Consider the following 17,179-nt stretch of genomic DNA (forward strand, 5'->3'; position numbering starts at 1 on the left):
GAGCGCGATCCCTCTCACTCCTTGCGTCGTGCCAGCCCGGACACCACGGCGACGAACAGCAGGCTGAATCCCCAGCCGGCAAGAATTTCAAACCACATGACAAACCTGACCCAGCGCTTGGGGCTGGTGAAGAAACCGAGCATTTCGGCGAATACATTCGCCTTGGGTGTCTCGATCACTGGTGCCCAGTCGTCTTCCTGATGCAGGTTGACCAGCGGCAGCAGCAGGTCCAGCGAAAACGCAACAGGACTGAAAGCGGTGTACTCCTGCGGCAAGGCATCGCACAGATACCAGTTGGCGGTGCCAGAAGGTTCATTACCCGTCGGCGACAGCGGCGGCGAACACTCCTTATAGGCGGGGTTCTGGAAAACCAGTGGATCGCTGGGAGCGAAAATCGCCTGATGACTCGCCGCCCACCAATAGAAGGCAGCGCATGACAGCCAGACGCCCAGGAACCAGGGCAGCAGCAACATCGGACGATAGCCATAGCCACTGAGCGGTCCGTACAGGGCGTGCAGAGTGGTCATCAAACGCCGGTAGCAACGGCGCCAAAATCCAGGCCAGCGCTTGGGACTTTGACCGATCAGCCCTTTCTTGCGAAGCCGCCTTTCGAACTCGATACCCACCTGCCGGGCATCTTCGGCATGGCCCATTTCTTCCAGGACTTTTTGCAGTTGTCGCCAGGGTTGGGGGTAGAACTCGGGGAGTTGGCCTTCCGTTGGCTTGGGAATATGCTGTTTATCGAGCCAGGCTAAACGCTCCTCAATCCGCATTTGCTCGTTGACGTGAATGAAGCCGTAGACGAAGCCGTTAAGGTTAACCTTCTCGCCCCAGCTTTCCTTATCGTCATTCAGGGATCCCACGCGCCCGCCGAGGAATGAAACCCTTTCTGGAGGAGTCTCCATCTTTCGCAAAATCAGCGAGCCGCCAACGGTGACCCGAGGAGCACGGATTTCGGTGATGTACTTGGCGCCATCAATAACCATATCACCTTGAAGTTGCAGGCTATGCAAAACCACACTGCTTTTAGCGGTGAATCCCTCTCTCAGAAATAATGAGCCGCCGACAACGGCCCCATCCATACGGATAGAGTCACCTCCATTACCGTCAAAGCAACCATTAGCACAATCAAATTGCCTTGAAATTCTGGCACCTAAAAAGCGAACGCCACCAATCGCAGAAAAACCGTGGCGAAGAAAAACATCTCCCTGAACGTTAATCCGGTCAGCTCTTAATGCAGGGCCTTGGTCATTCTCGATACGTGCACCGTTACATGCCAAATCGCCACCGATCTGCATGGCGATCAAGTTGATACCGCCTTTGGCCTCGATCCTATCCAAGTACAGGCTGTTCCCGCAGGTCGCTCCATCGGTAGTCAAAGCCCAATCGCCTGCACCATCCAGTTTTGAATTTAATAGAGCTATCTGCCCCTGAACATGTGCATTCTGAAAGTTGACCGCTGCCGATGAAACGATTTCTATGAGTAGTAAAGCGCCTTCCGCTCTGAGGCGAGCACCTTGAACACCTTTCAGCCTGGAGCCACGAAGAAATAGTGTATTCATCAGCCTCGCGTCTTCCAGAATCAACGCAGCTTCAAAATCACACCATCGCAAACTCAAAGGCAATGACAGGTCCAGACTCCGGAGATCAAGCATTCCGGTAATACAACCCCCACACAGTTGAACGCCCTGCTCATGCACTATCGCCTGTTCATCACCTCCCAAGGCCAGAAAACGTATAAAACTGGCACGCACCTGATTGTCTGTCGTCTTCTCTTCAGGAACGCTGGCTCCCACTTCAGCTACGGTGCCATTCCTACAACACTTCAACAGCAATTGCTCGGCAGGCAGTAACGGCAAAAAATCACTCAACGAGCGCCCTGACGGCTTCATCTCACATCCCTTTTATGGTGACAGCAGCCAGAACTCCCCGGTCTGTCGAAAAAAGAGCAGATGGTAGGCATAAGGCCTGTTGCCATCAACGACTAACCATAACGCTCTGGTAATCCCCTGCGACGCCTTGCCACGCTCGACCTTGGTCGAGAAAGACGAATGGCATACATCGTGCGAGACTGCCGACTATCTGTGCATTCTGGAAATTCATATGTCGCTGTCCAGCGGGCTGATTGCTGCTGTTGCCCTGACCTACATGGCCATTATGTTTGCCATCGCCTTCTACGGTGACCGGTACAGCGCCTCGCTGCGCCCGACCATGCGCGCCTGGGTCTACAGCCTTTCGCTGGCGGTCTATTGCACCAGCTGGACCTTCTTCGGCGCCGTGGGCCAGGCGGCCGAGCAATTATGGTCGTTCCTGCCGATCTATCTGGGGCCTATCGTATTGATGCTGCTGGCACCCTGGGTGCTGCAGAAGATGGTGCTGATCAGCAAGCAGGAAAACATCACGTCGATTGCCGACTTCATTGCCGCACGCTACGGCAAGTCGCAACCGTTGGCGGTGATGGTGGCGTTGATCTGCCTGATCGGGATGCTGCCCTACATTGCCTTGCAGTTAAAAGGCATTGTGCTGGGGGTCAACATTCTGATCGGTGCGGGAGCCGACTCAACCGGGACCAGTGCCCAGGACACCGCGCTGGTGGTGTCGCTGATTCTCGCGCTGTTTACCATCGTGTTCGGCGCACGCAATCTGGACGTCACCGAGCACCATCGCGGCATGGTGCTGGCGATAGCCTTTGAAGCGCTGGTCAAGTTGCTGGCGTTCATGGCGGTCGGGGTGTTCGTCACTTTCGGTCTGTTCGATGGCTTCGACGATCTGTTCAATCAGGCCAGACTCGCACCGCGCCTTGAAGAATACTGGCAGGAAACCATCAACTGGCCTGCGATGATTGTGCAGACAGGCGTGGCGATGATGGCGATTATCTGCCTGCCCAGGCAGTTCCACGTCACAGTAGTAGAAAACATCGAGCCACAGGACCTGAACCTGGCCAAGTGGGTGTTCCCCGCCTATCTGGTCCTGGCCGGATTGTTCGTGGTGCCCATCGCTCTCGCCGGGCAGATGCTGCTGCCGGGTTCAATGCTCCCCGACTCCTTTGTCATCAGCCTGCCGCTGGCCCATGCGCATCCCTCACTGGCGCTGCTGGCATTTATCGGTGGCGCGTCGGCTGCCACCGGGATGGTGATCGTCGCCAGTGTCGCGCTGTCGACCATGATTTCCAACGACATGCTGCTGCCCTGGCTGTTGCGGCGCAAGAATACCGAGCGGCCGTTCGAGGCATTTCGTTACTGGATGCTTTCGGTACGCCGCATCAGCATTGTGATGATCCTGTTGCTGGCGTATGTGAGCTATCGCATGCTCGGCTCCACGGCGAGCCTGGCGACTATCGGTCAGATTGCCTTCGCCGCCATCACCCAACTGGCTCCCGCCATGTTTGGCGCGCTGTACTGGAAACAGGCCAACCGCCGTGGCGTATTCGCCGGGCTCGCAGCGGGGATCTTCATCTGGTTCTACACCCTGGTACTGCCGGTGGTGGCCCATGGCATGGACTGGTCGCTGGATAACTTCCCTTTACTGAGCTGGCTGCACAGCAACCCTCTGGACTTGCCGATCACGCCGATGACCCAGAGCGTCGTGCTGTCGATGGTGGGTAACTGCACGCTGTTCGTATGGGTGTCGATGCTGTCGCGCACCCGGGTTTCGGAGCACTGGCAGGCTGGCCGCTTCATCGGACAGGAAACCCATGTTCGCCCTGGCAGTCGCCCGTTGCTGGCCGTGCAGGTCGAGGATCTGCTGAGCCTGTCCTCACGGTTTGTCGGCGAAGAGCGCGCCCGGCAGAGCTTCCTCAGCTTCTCCTATCGCCAGGGCAAGGAGTTCAATCCGAACCAGAACGCCAATGGCGAATGGATCGCCCATACCGAACGGCTGCTGGCCGGGGTACTGGGCACGTCATCGGCCAGGGCCGTGGTCAAGGCGGCCATCGAAGGCCGGGACATGCAGCTCGAAGACGTGGTACGCATCGCCGACGAAGCCTCGGAGGTGCTGCAATTCAACCGCGCCCTGCTGCAGGGCGCCATCGAGAACATCACCCAGGGCATCAGTGTCGTCGATCAGTCCCTGAGGCTGGTGGCCTGGAACCATCGCTACCTGGAACTGTTCAATTACCCGGATGGCCTGATCAGCGTCGGACGGCCGATTGCCGATATCATTCGCTACAACGCCGAGCGTGGCCTGTGCGGGCCGGGCGAGGCCGAAGTCCACGTTGCGCGGCGCCTGCACTGGATGCGTCAGGGCCGGGCGCACACTTCCGAGCGACTGTTTCCCAATGGCCGTGTGATCGAACTGATCGGCAACCCGATGCCCGGCGGCGGCTTCGTAATGAGCTTCACCGACATTTCGGCGTTCCGCGATGCCGAACATGCGCTCAAGGGTGCCAATGAAAGCCTGGAGCAGCGAGTTGCCGAACGGACTCATGAACTGTCGCAACTGAACATTGCCCTGACCGAGGCCAAGGGCAACGCCGAAGCAGCCAACGAATCCAAGACCCGCTTTCTCGCGGCCGTCAGCCACGACCTGATGCAACCGCTGAACGCCGCCCGGCTGTTTTCCGCGGCGCTGTCCCATCAGGAAGAAGGCATTTCCAGCGAAGCCCAGCGCTTGATTCAGCATCTGGACAGTTCGCTGCGCTCTGCAGAAGACCTGATCAGCGACCTGCTGGATATCTCGCGCCTGGAAAACGGCAAGGTCACGCCGGATCGCCAGCCTTTCGTACTCAATACCCTGTTCGACACACTGGGCGCAGAGTTCAAGGCGCTGGCTCAGGAGCAAGGTCTGAAGTTTCGGGTCAAGGGCAGCGATTTGCGGGTCGACAGTGACATCAAGCTGCTGCGCCGCATCCTGCAGAACTTCCTGACCAATGCCTTTCGCTATGCCAAAGGCCCTATCCTGCTGGGCGTCAGACGCCGTGGAGGCAACCTGAGCCTGGAAGTCTGGGACCGTGGACCGGGCATTCCCGAAGACAAACAGAAAGTGATTTTCGAGGAATTCAAACGCCTGGACAGCCACCAGACTCATGCAGCCAAAGGCCTCGGGCTTGGTCTGGCGATTGCCGACGGCCTGTGCCGGGTGCTCGATCATCCGTTGCAGGTCAAGTCATGGCCGGGCAAGGGCAGCATGTTCAGCGTTACGGTTGCGCTGGCTCAACCGCTGACGCTGGCACCCAACACACCGACCGAACCCAGCCGCGTGGTGCTAAACGGCATTCAAGTGCTGTGCGTGGACAATGAAGACAGCATCCTGATCGGCATGAACAGCCTGCTGTCACGCTGGGGCTGCCAGGTCTGGACGGCGCGCAATCGGCAGGAATGCGAAACCCTGCTCAACAACGGGATTCGCCCGCAAGTGGCGCTGGTGGACTATCACCTGGACGAAGGTGAAATCGGTACCGAACTGATGGCCTGGCTGCGAACCCGACTGGGGCAACCGGTGCCGGGCGTGCTGATCAGCGCCGACGGTCGACCGGAACTGATTGCCCAGGTGCATGCGGCAGGCCTGGATTACCTGCCCAAACCGGTCAAGCCTGCGGCATTGCGCGCGCTGTTGAGCAGGCATGTGCAATTGAGTTGATTGTGCGCTGTCACGCAGTAAACAGCAGGTGGCTGGATCACCGTGAGAGCGAATTCATTCGCGAATAAATTCGCTCCCACCCCGCTAACGTCGATACGGAAACACATCGATCACCTTGCCGGCCCGGATCTCGGCCTGCAGACCCTTCCAGTATTCGGCGTCGTACAGTTCCCCATGCAAGCTGTCGAACAGGCGGCGCTGTTGCAGGTCGGCAAACAGAAAAGGCGGAAACTCCTCGGGGAATACATCCATCGGGCCAATGGAATACCAGGGCTCGCTGGCCATTTCATCTTCGGGCGTGCGCGGGGTCGGGATACGACGAAAGTTGACCTCGGTCAGAAAGCAGATTTCGTCGTAGTCATAAAACACCACACGACCATGGCGGGTGACGCCAAAGTTCTTGAGCAGCATATCCCCGGGGAAAATATTGGCAGCCGCCAGCTGCTTGATGGCCAGCCCGTAATCATCCAGCACCTCACGCATCTGCTCGAGGCTGGCCTGTTCCAGATAGAGATTCAACGGCGTCATGCGCCGCTCGGTCCAGCAGTGGCGGATCAGGACTCTGTCCCCATCCTCCACTTCGACGGTGGAAGATGCCACCTGCAACAGCTCGGCCAGGCATTCGGGCTCGAACTTGCTCAAGGGAAAGCGAAAGTCGGCAAACTCCTGGGTATCGGCCATGCGCCCTACCCGATCGACGCTTTTCACCAGCCGGTACTTGTCGATCACGGTCATGCGGTCGACGTTCTTGGACGGCGAAAAACGGTCCTTGATGACCTTGAACACGGTATTGAAACCCGGCAGCGTGAATACGCTCATGACCATGCCCCGCACGCCGGGAGCCATAATGAAACGGTCATCGGTACTGGCAAGATGATGAATCAGGGCGCGGTAGAACTCGGACTTGCCCTGCTTGTAGAAACCGATGGAGGTATACAGCTCGGCGATGTGCTTGCCGGGCATGATCCCCTTGAGAAAACCCACGAACGCTGCAGGCACCGGTACATCGACCATGAAATACGAGCGGGTGAAGGAAAAGATGATCGACACCTCGGCCTCATCGGTCATCAGCGTATCGATCTGGATTCCGGCGCCTTCGCTGTGCAGCAAGGCAATGACCAGCGGCCACTGTTCCTCGCGGGTATAGACACGTCCCACCAGATAAGCCCCCTTGTTGCGATAGAAGACCGATGAAAACAGCTCGACGCACAATGTCGGATCCTTGCACACCCAGTCAGGCAAGTTGCTCTGCAATTGCATCTGGACGCGGTTCATATCGGCAGCCAGATCCGCATAGGGCACTTTGAAACGGTAATCGGCGAATACACGCCCGAACATGGCCCCCATATCGCCAGACGGCCAGTAGCTGCGAACTTGCGCCACACACTCTTGAGCCTGCGCCGCTGGCCTCGTGCTGTGGATGAACATGCGTTCGTCACTGATCAAGTCATGGCTGAACAGGCCGAAGAAGATCGAATTGAACCAGGTTTCGGACAGCTCATCGTCCAGCCGCGGGTCGATCAGCCCGATATAGGCGCCCTTGACTCCAGGCCAGTCACGGGCTTCCAGAGCCTGTACGCCAGCTCGCTGCAGGCGCTCGATCACTTCGCTGACTTTCTGCTCATAGAGATTGATCCGGTCGGCCGAAGCACGCTGGATCAATTGCCATTGCGCCCCCTCGAAACGCTCCCGGGCCCCGGCGGTTATCTGCCGGAAGTGTTCACGGTAATCATCGAAACCGTCGAGGATCAGACGGGCGATAGCGTTGGCGGACATGGCACGGCCTCACGTCGAGACACCCAAAGCCTAGTTCAGGAATGCCAGGTATCGGGAACCACTTAACCGGGACAGGCCACTGAATGCACCCTTCATTTATAACCTGTTACAGGCACATGTCGATAACATGATGGCTCGAAGATATTACTCATACCTTCTCCCACTCAAAAAAGACAATCAGGGAGTTTTACGACACAAGGAGCGGTCAATGTTCATCAGAAATATGCGTATCGGGATCAGGGCCTGTCTGGGCTTTGGGTTAGTTGCTGTCTTATTGGCATTTGTAGGCATTTTCTGCCTGGGGAAAATGGCAGTGCTGCGCTCCAGCGCAGAGATCATCGAACAGTCCTGGATGCCGGATATCGAAAACATGCACGATGCAGGAGCAGCCATCGCATCCATCCGGATGGAATCACTCAGGCTGATCGCAATGCCGGAACCTGCCAGCCAGTTGCGCAGCAAGAAAGTCATCAGCGATGCCAGAAACGAACTGTTCACTCGTCTGCAAAAGCAGAAAGACAAAACCACCGACAGCCAGGAAACCAGACTGCTGGGCGACCTTGAAAGCAGTGCGGCCCGCTACCTGACACTGGTAGACAACATCATCGCGCAGATAGACAGCCAGCATTTCGATGACGCCAAGGCAATCCTCAGCGACGAACTCACGCCTCAGGGCCGCATCCTCGATGCCAATCTGGATGCCATGATCACGTTCAGCCAGAAAGGTGCCGACAATGCCGCCAACGAGGCCGCCGAACTGTACGACAGCACGAAAACCATCGTGACCCTGATCATTTTCGCTGCCTTGCTCGGTACAGTGTTGCTGGCATGGCTGCTGACCCGCAGCATCGTCAAACCGATCAGCGAAGCATTGACGGTCGCGCAGACCATCGCCCAGGGCAACCTGCGCACCGCCATCAGCAGTGAAGGCACAGATGAACCGGCACAACTGCTCAACGCATTGTCGATCATGCAGAACAACCTGCGTTCGACCATCCAGAGTATCAGCGAATCCTCATCGCAACTGGCCTCGGCCGCTGAAGAGATGAGTTCGGTCATGGAACAGAGCACCCGTGGCCTGCAGGCCCAGAATGACGAAATCGAGCTGGCGGCCACGGCAGTCAACCAGATGAGCGCTGCGGTGGATGAAGTCGCCACCAACGCCGTATCGACCTCGCAAGCTTCCAAGGCCTCGGACGCCGACAGCCAGCATGGCCATCGTCAGGTTGCCGAAACCATCGAGTCCATCGAAGGGCTGGTCAGCGAAGTGCTGGGCGCCTCGGAGCAGGCGCAGGAGCTGGCAACCCAGGCTCAGGACATCACCAAGGTGCTGGAGGTCATCAGGGGCATCGCCGACCAGACCAACCTGCTGGCGCTCAATGCCGCCATCGAAGCCGCACGGGCCGGTGAAGCGGGTCGCGGCTTTGCGGTCGTGGCCGATGAAGTGCGCTCACTGGCCAAACGCACGCAGGATTCGACTCAGGAAATCGAGCTGATGATCAGCACCATCCAGACCGGTACTCATCAGACCGTCGGCGCCATGCAGAACAGCGCGCAGCAGGCAGGCCAGACCCTCAAGCGCGCCAGCAGCGCGGGTGAGGCTCTGGAAAAGATCACGGCAGCCATTTCCGAAATCAACCAGCGCAATCTGGTCATCGCCAGCGCCGCCGAACAGCAGTCGCTGGTGGCCCGGGAAGTGGACCGCAGTCTGGTGAGCATTCGCGACCTGTCTACCCAGACCGCTGCAGGAGCCACCCAGACCTCGGCCGCCAGCCATGAGCTGTCACGTCTGGCCATCGGCCTGAATGGATTGGTGGCACGCTTCGCGTTGTGAGTGCAGGTGGCGAATTAATGCCGATCAGTTAAAGGCGCAACAAAACTTGTGGGAGGCAGCTTGCTGGCGACTTCAGCCTCCCACAAATGATTTTCCATTCGGCTTATCCGAACAGCCACTTCCACAGCAAGACCGCCACCACCACAGCCAGCACCGGGCGCAGGACGCGGTAGGCCTTGGGATTCTGACGCTTGAACTGCTTGACCTTGCCGCTGAAGCTGTCGCTGAAACGCTTACTGAAGGCATAGGCACGGTTGATGCCGCCCACACGCTCGTCATCCAGGTTCTGCGGTGCGGTAGCGCGCCCCAGGAAGGCGCTGACGCTGCGGTTGATGCGGGTCATGAAGCCGTTAGTGAGCGGGCGCTCCACGTCGCAGAACAGGATCACGCGCGTGGTCTGTGTTTCGTTCTTGACCCAGTGCACGTAGGTTTCATCGAACATCACGTCCTGGCCGTCACGCCAGGAATACTCTTCGCCATCGACGAAAATACGGCAGGCGTCGGAGTTGGGCGTGGACAGGCCCAAGTGATAGCGCAATGAACCGGCAAACGGGTCACGGTGCGGATTGAGATGGCTGTCGCCCGGCAGCAGGGCAAACATCGCACCTTTGACATTGGGAATACTGTTGACCAGAGCCACGGTTTTCGGACACAGGGTTTCGGCAGAAGGCAGCGCCTTGTCGTACCACTTCAGGTAGAAACGCTTCCAGCCCTTCTTGAAGAACGAACCGAAGCCCGCGTCGTTGTTCTTCTCGGCCGCACGGATATAGCCCTCATCGAACAGATGCATGGCTTCATCGCGAATGGTTTCCCAGTTATCCTTGAGCACATCGAGTTCGGGAAACTTGCTGCGGTCCAGATACGGCTTGGACGGCACCCGGGAAAACAGGTACATCAAGGCGTTATAAGGAGCAAAAAGCGCCGAATGGTTCACGAACTGACGCAACAGAGGCAGCCGCGCCTTGCCACGCAAATGCACATACAGCGTGCTGCACAGAAACAGCATCAGAATCGATGCCTTGGCAGCAAATGAAAGGGTCATGAAACTCTCCTTGCAACGGACAGATAGCCGGGCTGCCGTCATGTCAGGGGTATATCAGCAGCCGGCCATCATAAACACTTGTCGACTCCGGACAAAGCCGACAAGTCAAAGATACGCTTACTGTTGCAATTCCTGTTCGGTAAACAGATCGCTGAACAGCATGCTGGACAGATAGCGCTCGCCCGAGTCCGGCAGAATCACAACGATCGTCTTGCCCTGCATTTCGGGTTTTTCCGACAGACGCACAGCCGCCGCCATGGCTGCACCACAGGAAATACCGCACAGGATGCCCTCTTCCTGCATCAGACGCCGCGCCATGGCCTTGGCTTCGTCATCGCTGACCCGCTCGACCCGGTCAATCAGCGACAGGTCCAGATTGCCAGGAATGAAACCGGCGCCAATGCCCTGGATCTTGTGCGGGCTGGGTTTGATCTCTTCGCCAGCCAATGCCTGGGTGATGATCGGCGACACATCCGGCTCCACCGCCACTGACTGGATAGGCTTGCCCTGAGTGTTCTTGATATAGCGGGAAATACCAGTGATCGTGCCGCCCGTTCCCACACCCGCCACCAGCACATCGATTGCACCTTCGGTGTCTTCCCAGATTTCAGGACCGGTGGTCTTTTCATGAATGGCCGGGTTGGCCGGGTTATCGAACTGCGCCGGCATGAAGTATTTCTCGGGATCGCTGGCCAGAAGCTCTTCGGCCTTGGCGATAGCGCCTTTCATGCCCTTGGCCGGCTCGGTCAACACCAGTTCGGCCCCCAGGGCCTTGAGCACCTTGCGTCGCTCGATGCTCATGGAAGCCGGCATGGTCAGCGTCAGTTTGTAGCCACGGGCCGCGGCCACAAAGGCAAGGCCGATCCCGGTATTACCCGATGTCGGCTCGATGATGGTCATGCCGGGCTTGAGTCTGCCGCTGCTTTCAGCATCCCAGATCATGTTGGCGCCAATCCGGCACTTCACCGAATAGCCGGGATTGCGCCCTTCGATCTTGGCCAGAATAGTGACGCCCCGAGGTGCGATGCGATTGATCTGCACCAGGGGCGTATTGCCAATTGAATGGGCGTTATCAGCATAAATACGGCTCATGATCGTGTCCTTGTACGCATGCGTTAAAAACTCAAAGCCTATGCTTACCGCCAGTGCGCGTCCAGTTACACCGAACGGATGCGAGCCTTGGGAGTCAACCATTCAACACATCCAGAGGCCCAGGTCATGAAACCTCGCTACCGCTGGCCACTATGGATACTGGCCTCTCTTGTCATATTGCTGATTGCCATCAATGTCGCGCTGCCTTATCTGGTGCGCAACTACCTCAACGACAAACTCGCGGACATGGGCGATTACCGTGGTCAGATCACCGATGTGGACATCGCCCTGTGGCGCGGTGCCTACAGAATCAACGGGCTGAATATCGTCAAGGTGGATGGCAAGGTCCCGGTTCCCTTCGTCAAGGTGCCGGTCATCGACCTTGCGGTGAGCTGGCACGCCCTCTGGTACAACCATGCAGTCGTGGCCAGGGTGGTGTTCATCGAGCCGGAGCTTAACTTTGTCGATGGCGGCAATGACAAACAGGCCTCGCAGACGGGCCAGGGCACTGACTGGCGCACTCAGTTGAACAAACTGTTGCCCATCACCCTGGATGAAGCACGCATCGAGAATGCACGCGTCACCTTCAACAACTTCACCTCCACTCCGAAGGTCAGGATCGAGGCCGACCGGATCAATGCCAGCCTCTATAACCTGACCAACGTGGTGGACGTGGAAGGCAAGCGCGACGCCCGCTTCGAAGGCAAGGGACGACTGCTGGGCGGTGCCGCCGTAGAAGCTACTGCGACCTTCGACCCGCTCAGTGACTTCCAGGATTTCGACTTTCGCCTGCGCGCCACGGGCATCCACCTGCGACGCCTCAATGATTTTGCCTCGGCCTATGGCAAGTTTGACTTCAATGCTGGTAATGGCGACCTGGTCATCGAAGCCCAGGCCAACGACGGTCAGCTCAGCGGCTATATCAAGCCGCTGTTGCGCAATGTCGATGTGTTCAACTGGAAACAGGACGTGGAAAATCAGAACAAGGGATTCTTCCGTTCCATCTGGGAAGCGTTGGTGGGCGGCAGTGAAACCGTTCTGAAAAACCAGCGACAGAACCAGTTCGCCACTCGCGTCGATCTCAGTGGCAGCGTACGTCAGCAGGACATCAGCGGCTTCCAGGCTTTCCTGCAAGTGTTGCGCAATGCCTTCATCCAGGCGTTCAACACGCGCTACGAGAGCAATGAAAACTCCTGAGCCCGACACGACCCTGTGAGCGTAATCCCTCATTCAATGACTGAATGAGGCATCTGCGTTCACAGTCGGTCACCCTGCGCGCTATAGTCGTCACATTATTTGCGCCCATTGAGCCGCGCCAGCCACAGACTGCGCGTCACGTTAGAGGATTCACCGATGAAGTTTGAAGGCACCCACGCATACGTCGCCACCGACGACCTCAAGCTTGCGGTCAATGCCGCCATCACCCTGGAGCGGCCGCTGCTGGTCAAGGGTGAGCCCGGCACGGGCAAGACCATGCTGGCCGAACAACTGGCCGAATCCTTCGGCGCCCGGCTGATTACCTGGCACATCAAATCCACCACCAAGGCTCATCAGGGCCTGTACGAATACGATGCGGTCAGCCGCCTGCGGGACTCGCAACTGGGCGTCGATAAAGTCCACGACGTGCGCAACTACCTGAAGAAAGGCAAGCTCTGGGAAGCTTTCGAGTCCGAAGAACGGGTGATCCTGCTGATCGACGAAATCGACAAGGCCGATATCGAATTCCCCAACGACCTGCTGCAAGAACTCGACAAGATGGAGTTCTACGTTTACGAGATCGACGAAACCATCAAGGCCAAAAAACGCCCGATCATCATCATTACCTCCAATAACGAAAAAGAACTGCCGGACGCCTTCCTGCGCCGCTGCTTCTTCCACTACATCGCCTTTCCGGATCGCACCACCCTGCAGAAGATCGTCGACGTGCATTACCCCGACATCAAGAAGGATCTGGTCAGCGAAGCCCTGGATGTCTTTTTCGACGTGCGCAAGGTCCCGGGCCTGAAGAAAAAGCCCTCGACCTCTGAGCTGGTGGACTGGCTGAAGCTGCTGATGGCCGACAATATCGGCGAAGCGGTACTGCGCGAGCGCGACCCGACCAAGGCGATTCCGCCGCTGGCCGGTGCGCTGGTCAAGAACGAGCAGGACGTGCAGTTGCTTGAGCGCCTGGCCTTCATGAGCCGCCGCGGCAATCGCTGACCGCCCTTATCCACCCTGCCACGAAAAAGGGCGACAGCCATGCTGCTCAACCTGTTCAACGAAATGCGTGCGGCGAAAGTGCCGGTGTCATTGCGTGAATTGCTGGACCTGATCAACGCGCTGAAACAGCGGGTCATCTTCGCCGATATCGATGAGTTCTACTTTCTGGCGCGCACCATTCTGGTCAAGGACGAACGCCACTTCGACAAGTTCGACCGGGCTTTCGGCGCCTACTTCAACGGCCTGGAAAACCTCGACGATCACCTTCAGGCGTTGATCCCGGAGGACTGGCTGCGCAAGGAGTTCGAGCGCTCCCTGAGCGAGGAAGAACGCGCCCAGATCCAGTCTCTGGGCGGCCTGGACAAGCTGATCGAAGCGTTCAAGAAGCGCCTGGAAGAACAAAAGGAACGCCACGCCGGAGGCAACAAATGGATCGGCACCGGCGGCACCAGCCCGTTTGGCTCCGGCGGCTATAACCCCGAAGGCATCCGCGTGGGCGAAGCCGGTGAACGCAAGGGCAAGGCGGTCAAGGTCTGGGATCAGCGCGAGTACAAGAACCTCGACGACCAGGTGGAACTGGGCACCCGCAATATCAAGGTCGCCTTGCGCCGCCTGCGCAAGTTCGCCCGCCAGGGCGCTGCCGATGAGCTGGATATCGACGGCACCATCGACCATACCGCCCGCGATGCAGGGCTGTTGAATATCCAGATGCGCCCCGAACGGCGCAATACCATCAAGCTGCTGCTGTTATTCGATATCGGCGGCTCGATGGATGCCCATGTGAAAGTCTGCGAAGAACTGTTTTCGGCCTGCAAGACCGAGTTCAAGCACATGGAGTATTTCTACTTTCATAACTTCATTTATGAATCGGTCTGGAAGAACAACCTGCGCAGAGGCTCGGAACGCACCTCCACCCAGGACCTGCTGCACAAGTACGGTGCCGACTACAAAGTGATCTTCATCGGCGATGCCGCCATGGCACCCTATGAAATCACCCAGCCGGGAGGCAGCGTCGAACACTGGAACGAGGAAGCGGGCTATGTCTGGATGCAGCGTTTCATGGCCAAGTTCAAGAAGATCGTCTGGATCAACCCTTACCCCAGGAATGCATGGGACTACACCTCCTCCACCCACATCATCCGCGACCTGATCGAAGACCAGATGTACCCCCTGACCTTGCGCGGCCTGGAAGAAAGCATGCGCTACCTGGCCAAGTAGGCCTTCTTCACCTTTCGTCAAAGCCAGTCATCGACTGGCTTGTCGAAAGCGACCACTAACAGCTCTCTTTCACCCCGCCAGACTAGGCTTCCCAGTGCGACACCCACAGCAGTAATCACAACCCATCAGTTGTATTCCTGACTACTCCGCCGGCTAACCACCGTCGTCGAGACCTCGTGGGGTTCCATGATCAAAACCCTGGGCATCATGCAGCCCTATTTCTTTCCCTACCTCGGTTACTTCCAGCTTATCGCCTCGGTGGAGCAGGGAATTCTCTTCGATATCGTCAAGTACAAGCGCAAAAGCTGGATGAACCGCAATCGAATGCTCAATGACAAAGGTGGCTGGCACTATATAACCGTCCCCGTGAAAAGCAGCGACGGCATGCTGATCAAGGACGCGATGGTCGTCGATCATGCAGGCTCATTGAGGCACATCCGCGGCCAGCTTGAGCACTACCGCGGTAAGGCGCCCTTCTTCAAACAGACTCTGCAACTGATCGACCTGACCTTCAATTCCACCCGCTCGGCCAGCATTGGCGACCTGAGTGCCAGCTCTCTGAAAGTCGTCTGCGACTACCTCGGTATGGCGTTCAACTGGACAACCTGCTCCGACATGCAACTGGAGCTGCCGCCCATTGAACATGCCGGCCAGTGGGCACTGGAAATCAGCAGCCTGATGGGCGCCCGCCGCTACATCAACGCCCCCGGAGGCCGCGAAATACTCATCCCACGGGAATGGCACGAACGGGATATAGAACTGCGTTTCCTGCAACCCTCGGTATTCAGATACCCGACCGGACCCTACACCTTCGTGGAAAATCTCTCCATCCTGGATGTGCTGATGTGGAATGAACCGGGAGCCATCATGGAGTACATACGGTACAACACGGAGTGTGTGGTTTAGGCTTATGTTTATTTCGTAATAGCGTATTGACAACGATTCTTACCAGTGATTACGTCCTGACGTTCAGTTGATAAACAACTGTCTGTCAGACGCCCTCCGTGCTTCTGCCTTACCTCTTTTTGATATTTACCGCTTTATAGGCTGGGGACCTCGCCTTGCCGACACAGAGGTGACCGGTGATGTCGAGCACTTCAATACACAATTTGGCAAGCACAGGGCCTATCGAGTCTTGAACTGGCAAACGCGGGTTGTCGATTACAAGGGGCATCCACTTGAGGGAGTGCGGCTCACGCTTGAGCTAAATATAAACCAAGACCCGAATTCAAAACATAAATTATCTCAAGGCATTAGTAACAAGAGCGGCTTTTTCAGAACATCACTCTCACTACCCGAATGCCAGGGTAGAGATAGAACCGAGCCTTTCTGTCTATGGCAATACGGCTTCAGGACAAAATGGCAGTTGACCTATAACACAGGCTACTGGTTCGCGTATCCCGACAGCCATGAAGATGGCGGTGCAGGCAGTAAAACAGGAAGCAAGACTCCGTTCGTACATATCTGCACCCAAAAAATAATCCGCTGAGAGTGATGGGCTTAACCGCTAACGGGTCTGTAGCCCGTTAGCCTTAACTCAGCTACCCGCTTCCTCTGGCACAAGATATCGCGCGTAAGGTGCATCCCACCCTTCCACCGTAAAATCCACTAGACTGAAAACCATCCGAACATATTCGCGGGCCATTTTTCTCAGGTCCTCACTTTCATTCAATAGCTTTGTAAAAATACTTTCTTGTTCTTCATTAGGCTTTTCAGATGCAGAAACCGGTTTGAACTCTCCCTTTTCATTGATCGAAAATTTCAAGTCCTGTTCGTTAAAAGCTGCCCCCGAAGCTTTTAGCTTTTCCTTGATCCCCTCAACAGCATTATTGATGCTGTTCGATAGCGACTCAGCCGCATAGACCCTGGCGTTAATCTTTGCTTGCTCATAGCTGTCTCTAAGGGTCCAGCACTTGAAGTAAGTCCCCCCCGTATCCGATACCCTGTTGCTGCTGACCATACTTGACTCATGGTAAATTGCAGCCGGTAGTGGACTATTGAACTCCTTCTGGCAAGCCGCCTCTGTTATTTCATCCAGCGTGCCATCCTGCTTGGCTTCATCGTAGGCAATTTTCAACGCTTCCCTGTAGCTAAGGTGCTGCTGGACGGTCAAAGTAATATTCATGGATAAGGTCTCTTCTTGCTGTTGTCATCCCTCTCTATGGCGGCTGACAACAGAAAAACCCGACCTGACTTCAAAGCATGAAAAGTCTGAGTACGTTGAGTGAAATCAACTACAAGCCCGCATAAAAACCGGCTATTCAGCTTAACCTGGGCAACACACTCAACTGACTGGTATTACACAGTAGAAGCGACCGGAGTAATGCTGATCAGTTAAGGCACACACAAACTTGTGGGAGGCAGCTTGCTGGCGAAAAGGCCTGTGAAGCCGGCAGATATTCTGCGTCAACGCTCAAGTCGCCTCCCACAAAGTGATTTAT

The 17,179-nt window shown here is 56.9% G+C and carries 11 protein-coding genes; 6 read left to right on the forward strand and 5 right to left on the reverse strand.

Annotation, left to right across the window (positions count from 1 at the left end):
* Nucleotides 1-14 precede the first annotated feature (14 nt).
* The gene (locus tag KGD89_RS18045; protein ID WP_236250074.1) at nt 15-1,871 is read right to left on the reverse strand and encodes a membrane-associated oxidoreductase; all 1,857 of its coding nucleotides are present in this window, start codon (nt 1,869-1,871) and stop codon (nt 15-17) included.
* Nucleotides 1,872-2,103: 232 nt separating this feature from the next.
* On the opposite strand from KGD89_RS18045, the gene KGD89_RS18050 reads away from it, so the two are divergent.
* A complete protein-coding gene (locus KGD89_RS18050; protein WP_025261169.1) occupies nt 2,104-5,577 on the forward strand; it encodes a hybrid sensor histidine kinase/response regulator in 3,474 nt (1,157 codons plus the stop codon).
* A gap of 84 nt (nt 5,578-5,661) precedes the next feature.
* Here KGD89_RS18050 and aceK read toward each other — a convergent pair whose 3' ends face one another.
* Nucleotides 5,662-7,353: a bifunctional isocitrate dehydrogenase kinase/phosphatase gene (aceK, locus tag KGD89_RS18055; protein ID WP_025261170.1), complete on the reverse strand. Its 1,692-nt coding sequence runs from the start codon at nt 7,351-7,353 to the stop codon at nt 5,662-5,664.
* A gap of 223 nt (nt 7,354-7,576) precedes the next feature.
* Here aceK and KGD89_RS18060 point away from each other — a divergent pair, with 223 nt between their 5' ends.
* The gene (locus tag KGD89_RS18060; RefSeq protein WP_371874225.1) at nt 7,577-9,187 is read left to right on the forward strand and encodes a methyl-accepting chemotaxis protein; all 1,611 of its coding nucleotides are present in this window, start codon (nt 7,577-7,579) and stop codon (nt 9,185-9,187) included.
* A gap of 103 nt (nt 9,188-9,290) precedes the next feature.
* On the opposite strand, the gene KGD89_RS18065 is transcribed toward KGD89_RS18060, so the two are convergent.
* Together KGD89_RS18065 and cysK are read right to left on the reverse strand one after the other, a co-directional pair.
* Nucleotides 9,291-10,229 carry an aspartyl/asparaginyl beta-hydroxylase domain-containing protein gene (locus KGD89_RS18065; RefSeq protein WP_025261172.1) on the reverse strand — a complete coding sequence of 313 codons (939 nt, stop codon included), beginning with the start codon at nt 10,227-10,229 and terminating at the stop codon, nt 9,291-9,293.
* A 117-nt stretch (nt 10,230-10,346) separates the two neighbouring features.
* A complete protein-coding gene (gene cysK / locus KGD89_RS18070) occupies nt 10,347-11,321 on the reverse strand; it encodes a cysteine synthase A (RefSeq protein WP_025261173.1) in 975 nt (324 codons plus the stop codon).
* Between the two features lie 126 nt (nt 11,322-11,447).
* Here cysK and KGD89_RS18075 point away from each other — a divergent pair, with 126 nt between their 5' ends.
* From KGD89_RS18075 to KGD89_RS18090, 4 genes are all read left to right on the forward strand, one after another.
* A complete protein-coding gene (locus KGD89_RS18075) occupies nt 11,448-12,518 on the forward strand; it encodes a DUF748 domain-containing protein (protein WP_025261174.1) in 1,071 nt (356 codons plus the stop codon).
* A 156-nt stretch (nt 12,519-12,674) separates the two neighbouring features.
* Nucleotides 12,675-13,520, forward strand: coding sequence for an AAA family ATPase (locus KGD89_RS18080; RefSeq protein WP_025261175.1), 846 nt, complete (start codon nt 12,675-12,677; stop codon nt 13,518-13,520).
* Between the two features lie 39 nt (nt 13,521-13,559).
* Nucleotides 13,560-14,738, forward strand: a complete 1,179-nt coding sequence (locus KGD89_RS18085) for a vWA domain-containing protein (protein ID WP_025261176.1) — start codon at nt 13,560-13,562, stop codon at nt 14,736-14,738.
* A gap of 186 nt (nt 14,739-14,924) precedes the next feature.
* Nucleotides 14,925-15,644 (forward strand): WbqC family protein, encoded by a 720-nt coding sequence (locus tag KGD89_RS18090; protein ID WP_025261177.1) that lies wholly within the window; start codon nt 14,925-14,927, stop codon nt 15,642-15,644.
* Between the two features lie 631 nt (nt 15,645-16,275).
* Here the strand turns inward: KGD89_RS18090 and KGD89_RS18095 are convergent.
* Nucleotides 16,276-16,863: a hypothetical protein gene (locus tag KGD89_RS18095; RefSeq protein ID WP_025261178.1), complete on the reverse strand. Its 588-nt coding sequence runs from the start codon at nt 16,861-16,863 to the stop codon at nt 16,276-16,278.
* Between the last annotated feature and the right edge of the window lie 316 nt (nt 16,864-17,179).

This window comes from Pseudomonas cichorii, assembly GCF_018343775.1.
GTDB classification, from domain to species: domain Bacteria; phylum Pseudomonadota; class Gammaproteobacteria; order Pseudomonadales; family Pseudomonadaceae; genus Aquipseudomonas; species Aquipseudomonas cichorii.

What these genes read in the sequence shown, in the direction of transcription:
- KGD89_RS18050 (WP_025261169.1), top strand. Translation starts at nt 2,104, where the DNA reads ATGTCGCTGTCCAGCGGGCTGATTGCTGCTGTTGCCCTGACCTACATG.
- aceK (WP_025261170.1), bottom strand. Translation starts at nt 7,353, where the DNA reads ATGTCCGCCAACGCTATCGCCCGTCTGATCCTCGACGGTTTCGATGAT.
- KGD89_RS18060 (WP_371874225.1), top strand. Translation starts at nt 7,577, where the DNA reads ATGCGTATCGGGATCAGGGCCTGTCTGGGCTTTGGGTTAGTTGCTGTC.
- KGD89_RS18065 (WP_025261172.1), bottom strand. Translation starts at nt 10,229, where the DNA reads ATGACCCTTTCATTTGCTGCCAAGGCATCGATTCTGATGCTGTTTCTG.
- cysK (WP_025261173.1), bottom strand. Translation starts at nt 11,321, where the DNA reads ATGAGCCGTATTTATGCTGATAACGCCCATTCAATTGGCAATACGCCC.
- KGD89_RS18075 (WP_025261174.1), top strand. Translation starts at nt 11,448, where the DNA reads ATGAAACCTCGCTACCGCTGGCCACTATGGATACTGGCCTCTCTTGTC.
- KGD89_RS18080 (WP_025261175.1), top strand. Translation starts at nt 12,675, where the DNA reads ATGAAGTTTGAAGGCACCCACGCATACGTCGCCACCGACGACCTCAAG.
- KGD89_RS18085 (WP_025261176.1), top strand. Translation starts at nt 13,560, where the DNA reads ATGCTGCTCAACCTGTTCAACGAAATGCGTGCGGCGAAAGTGCCGGTG.
- KGD89_RS18090 (WP_025261177.1), top strand. Translation starts at nt 14,925, where the DNA reads ATGATCAAAACCCTGGGCATCATGCAGCCCTATTTCTTTCCCTACCTC.
- KGD89_RS18095 (WP_025261178.1), bottom strand. Translation starts at nt 16,863, where the DNA reads ATGAATATTACTTTGACCGTCCAGCAGCACCTTAGCTACAGGGAAGCG.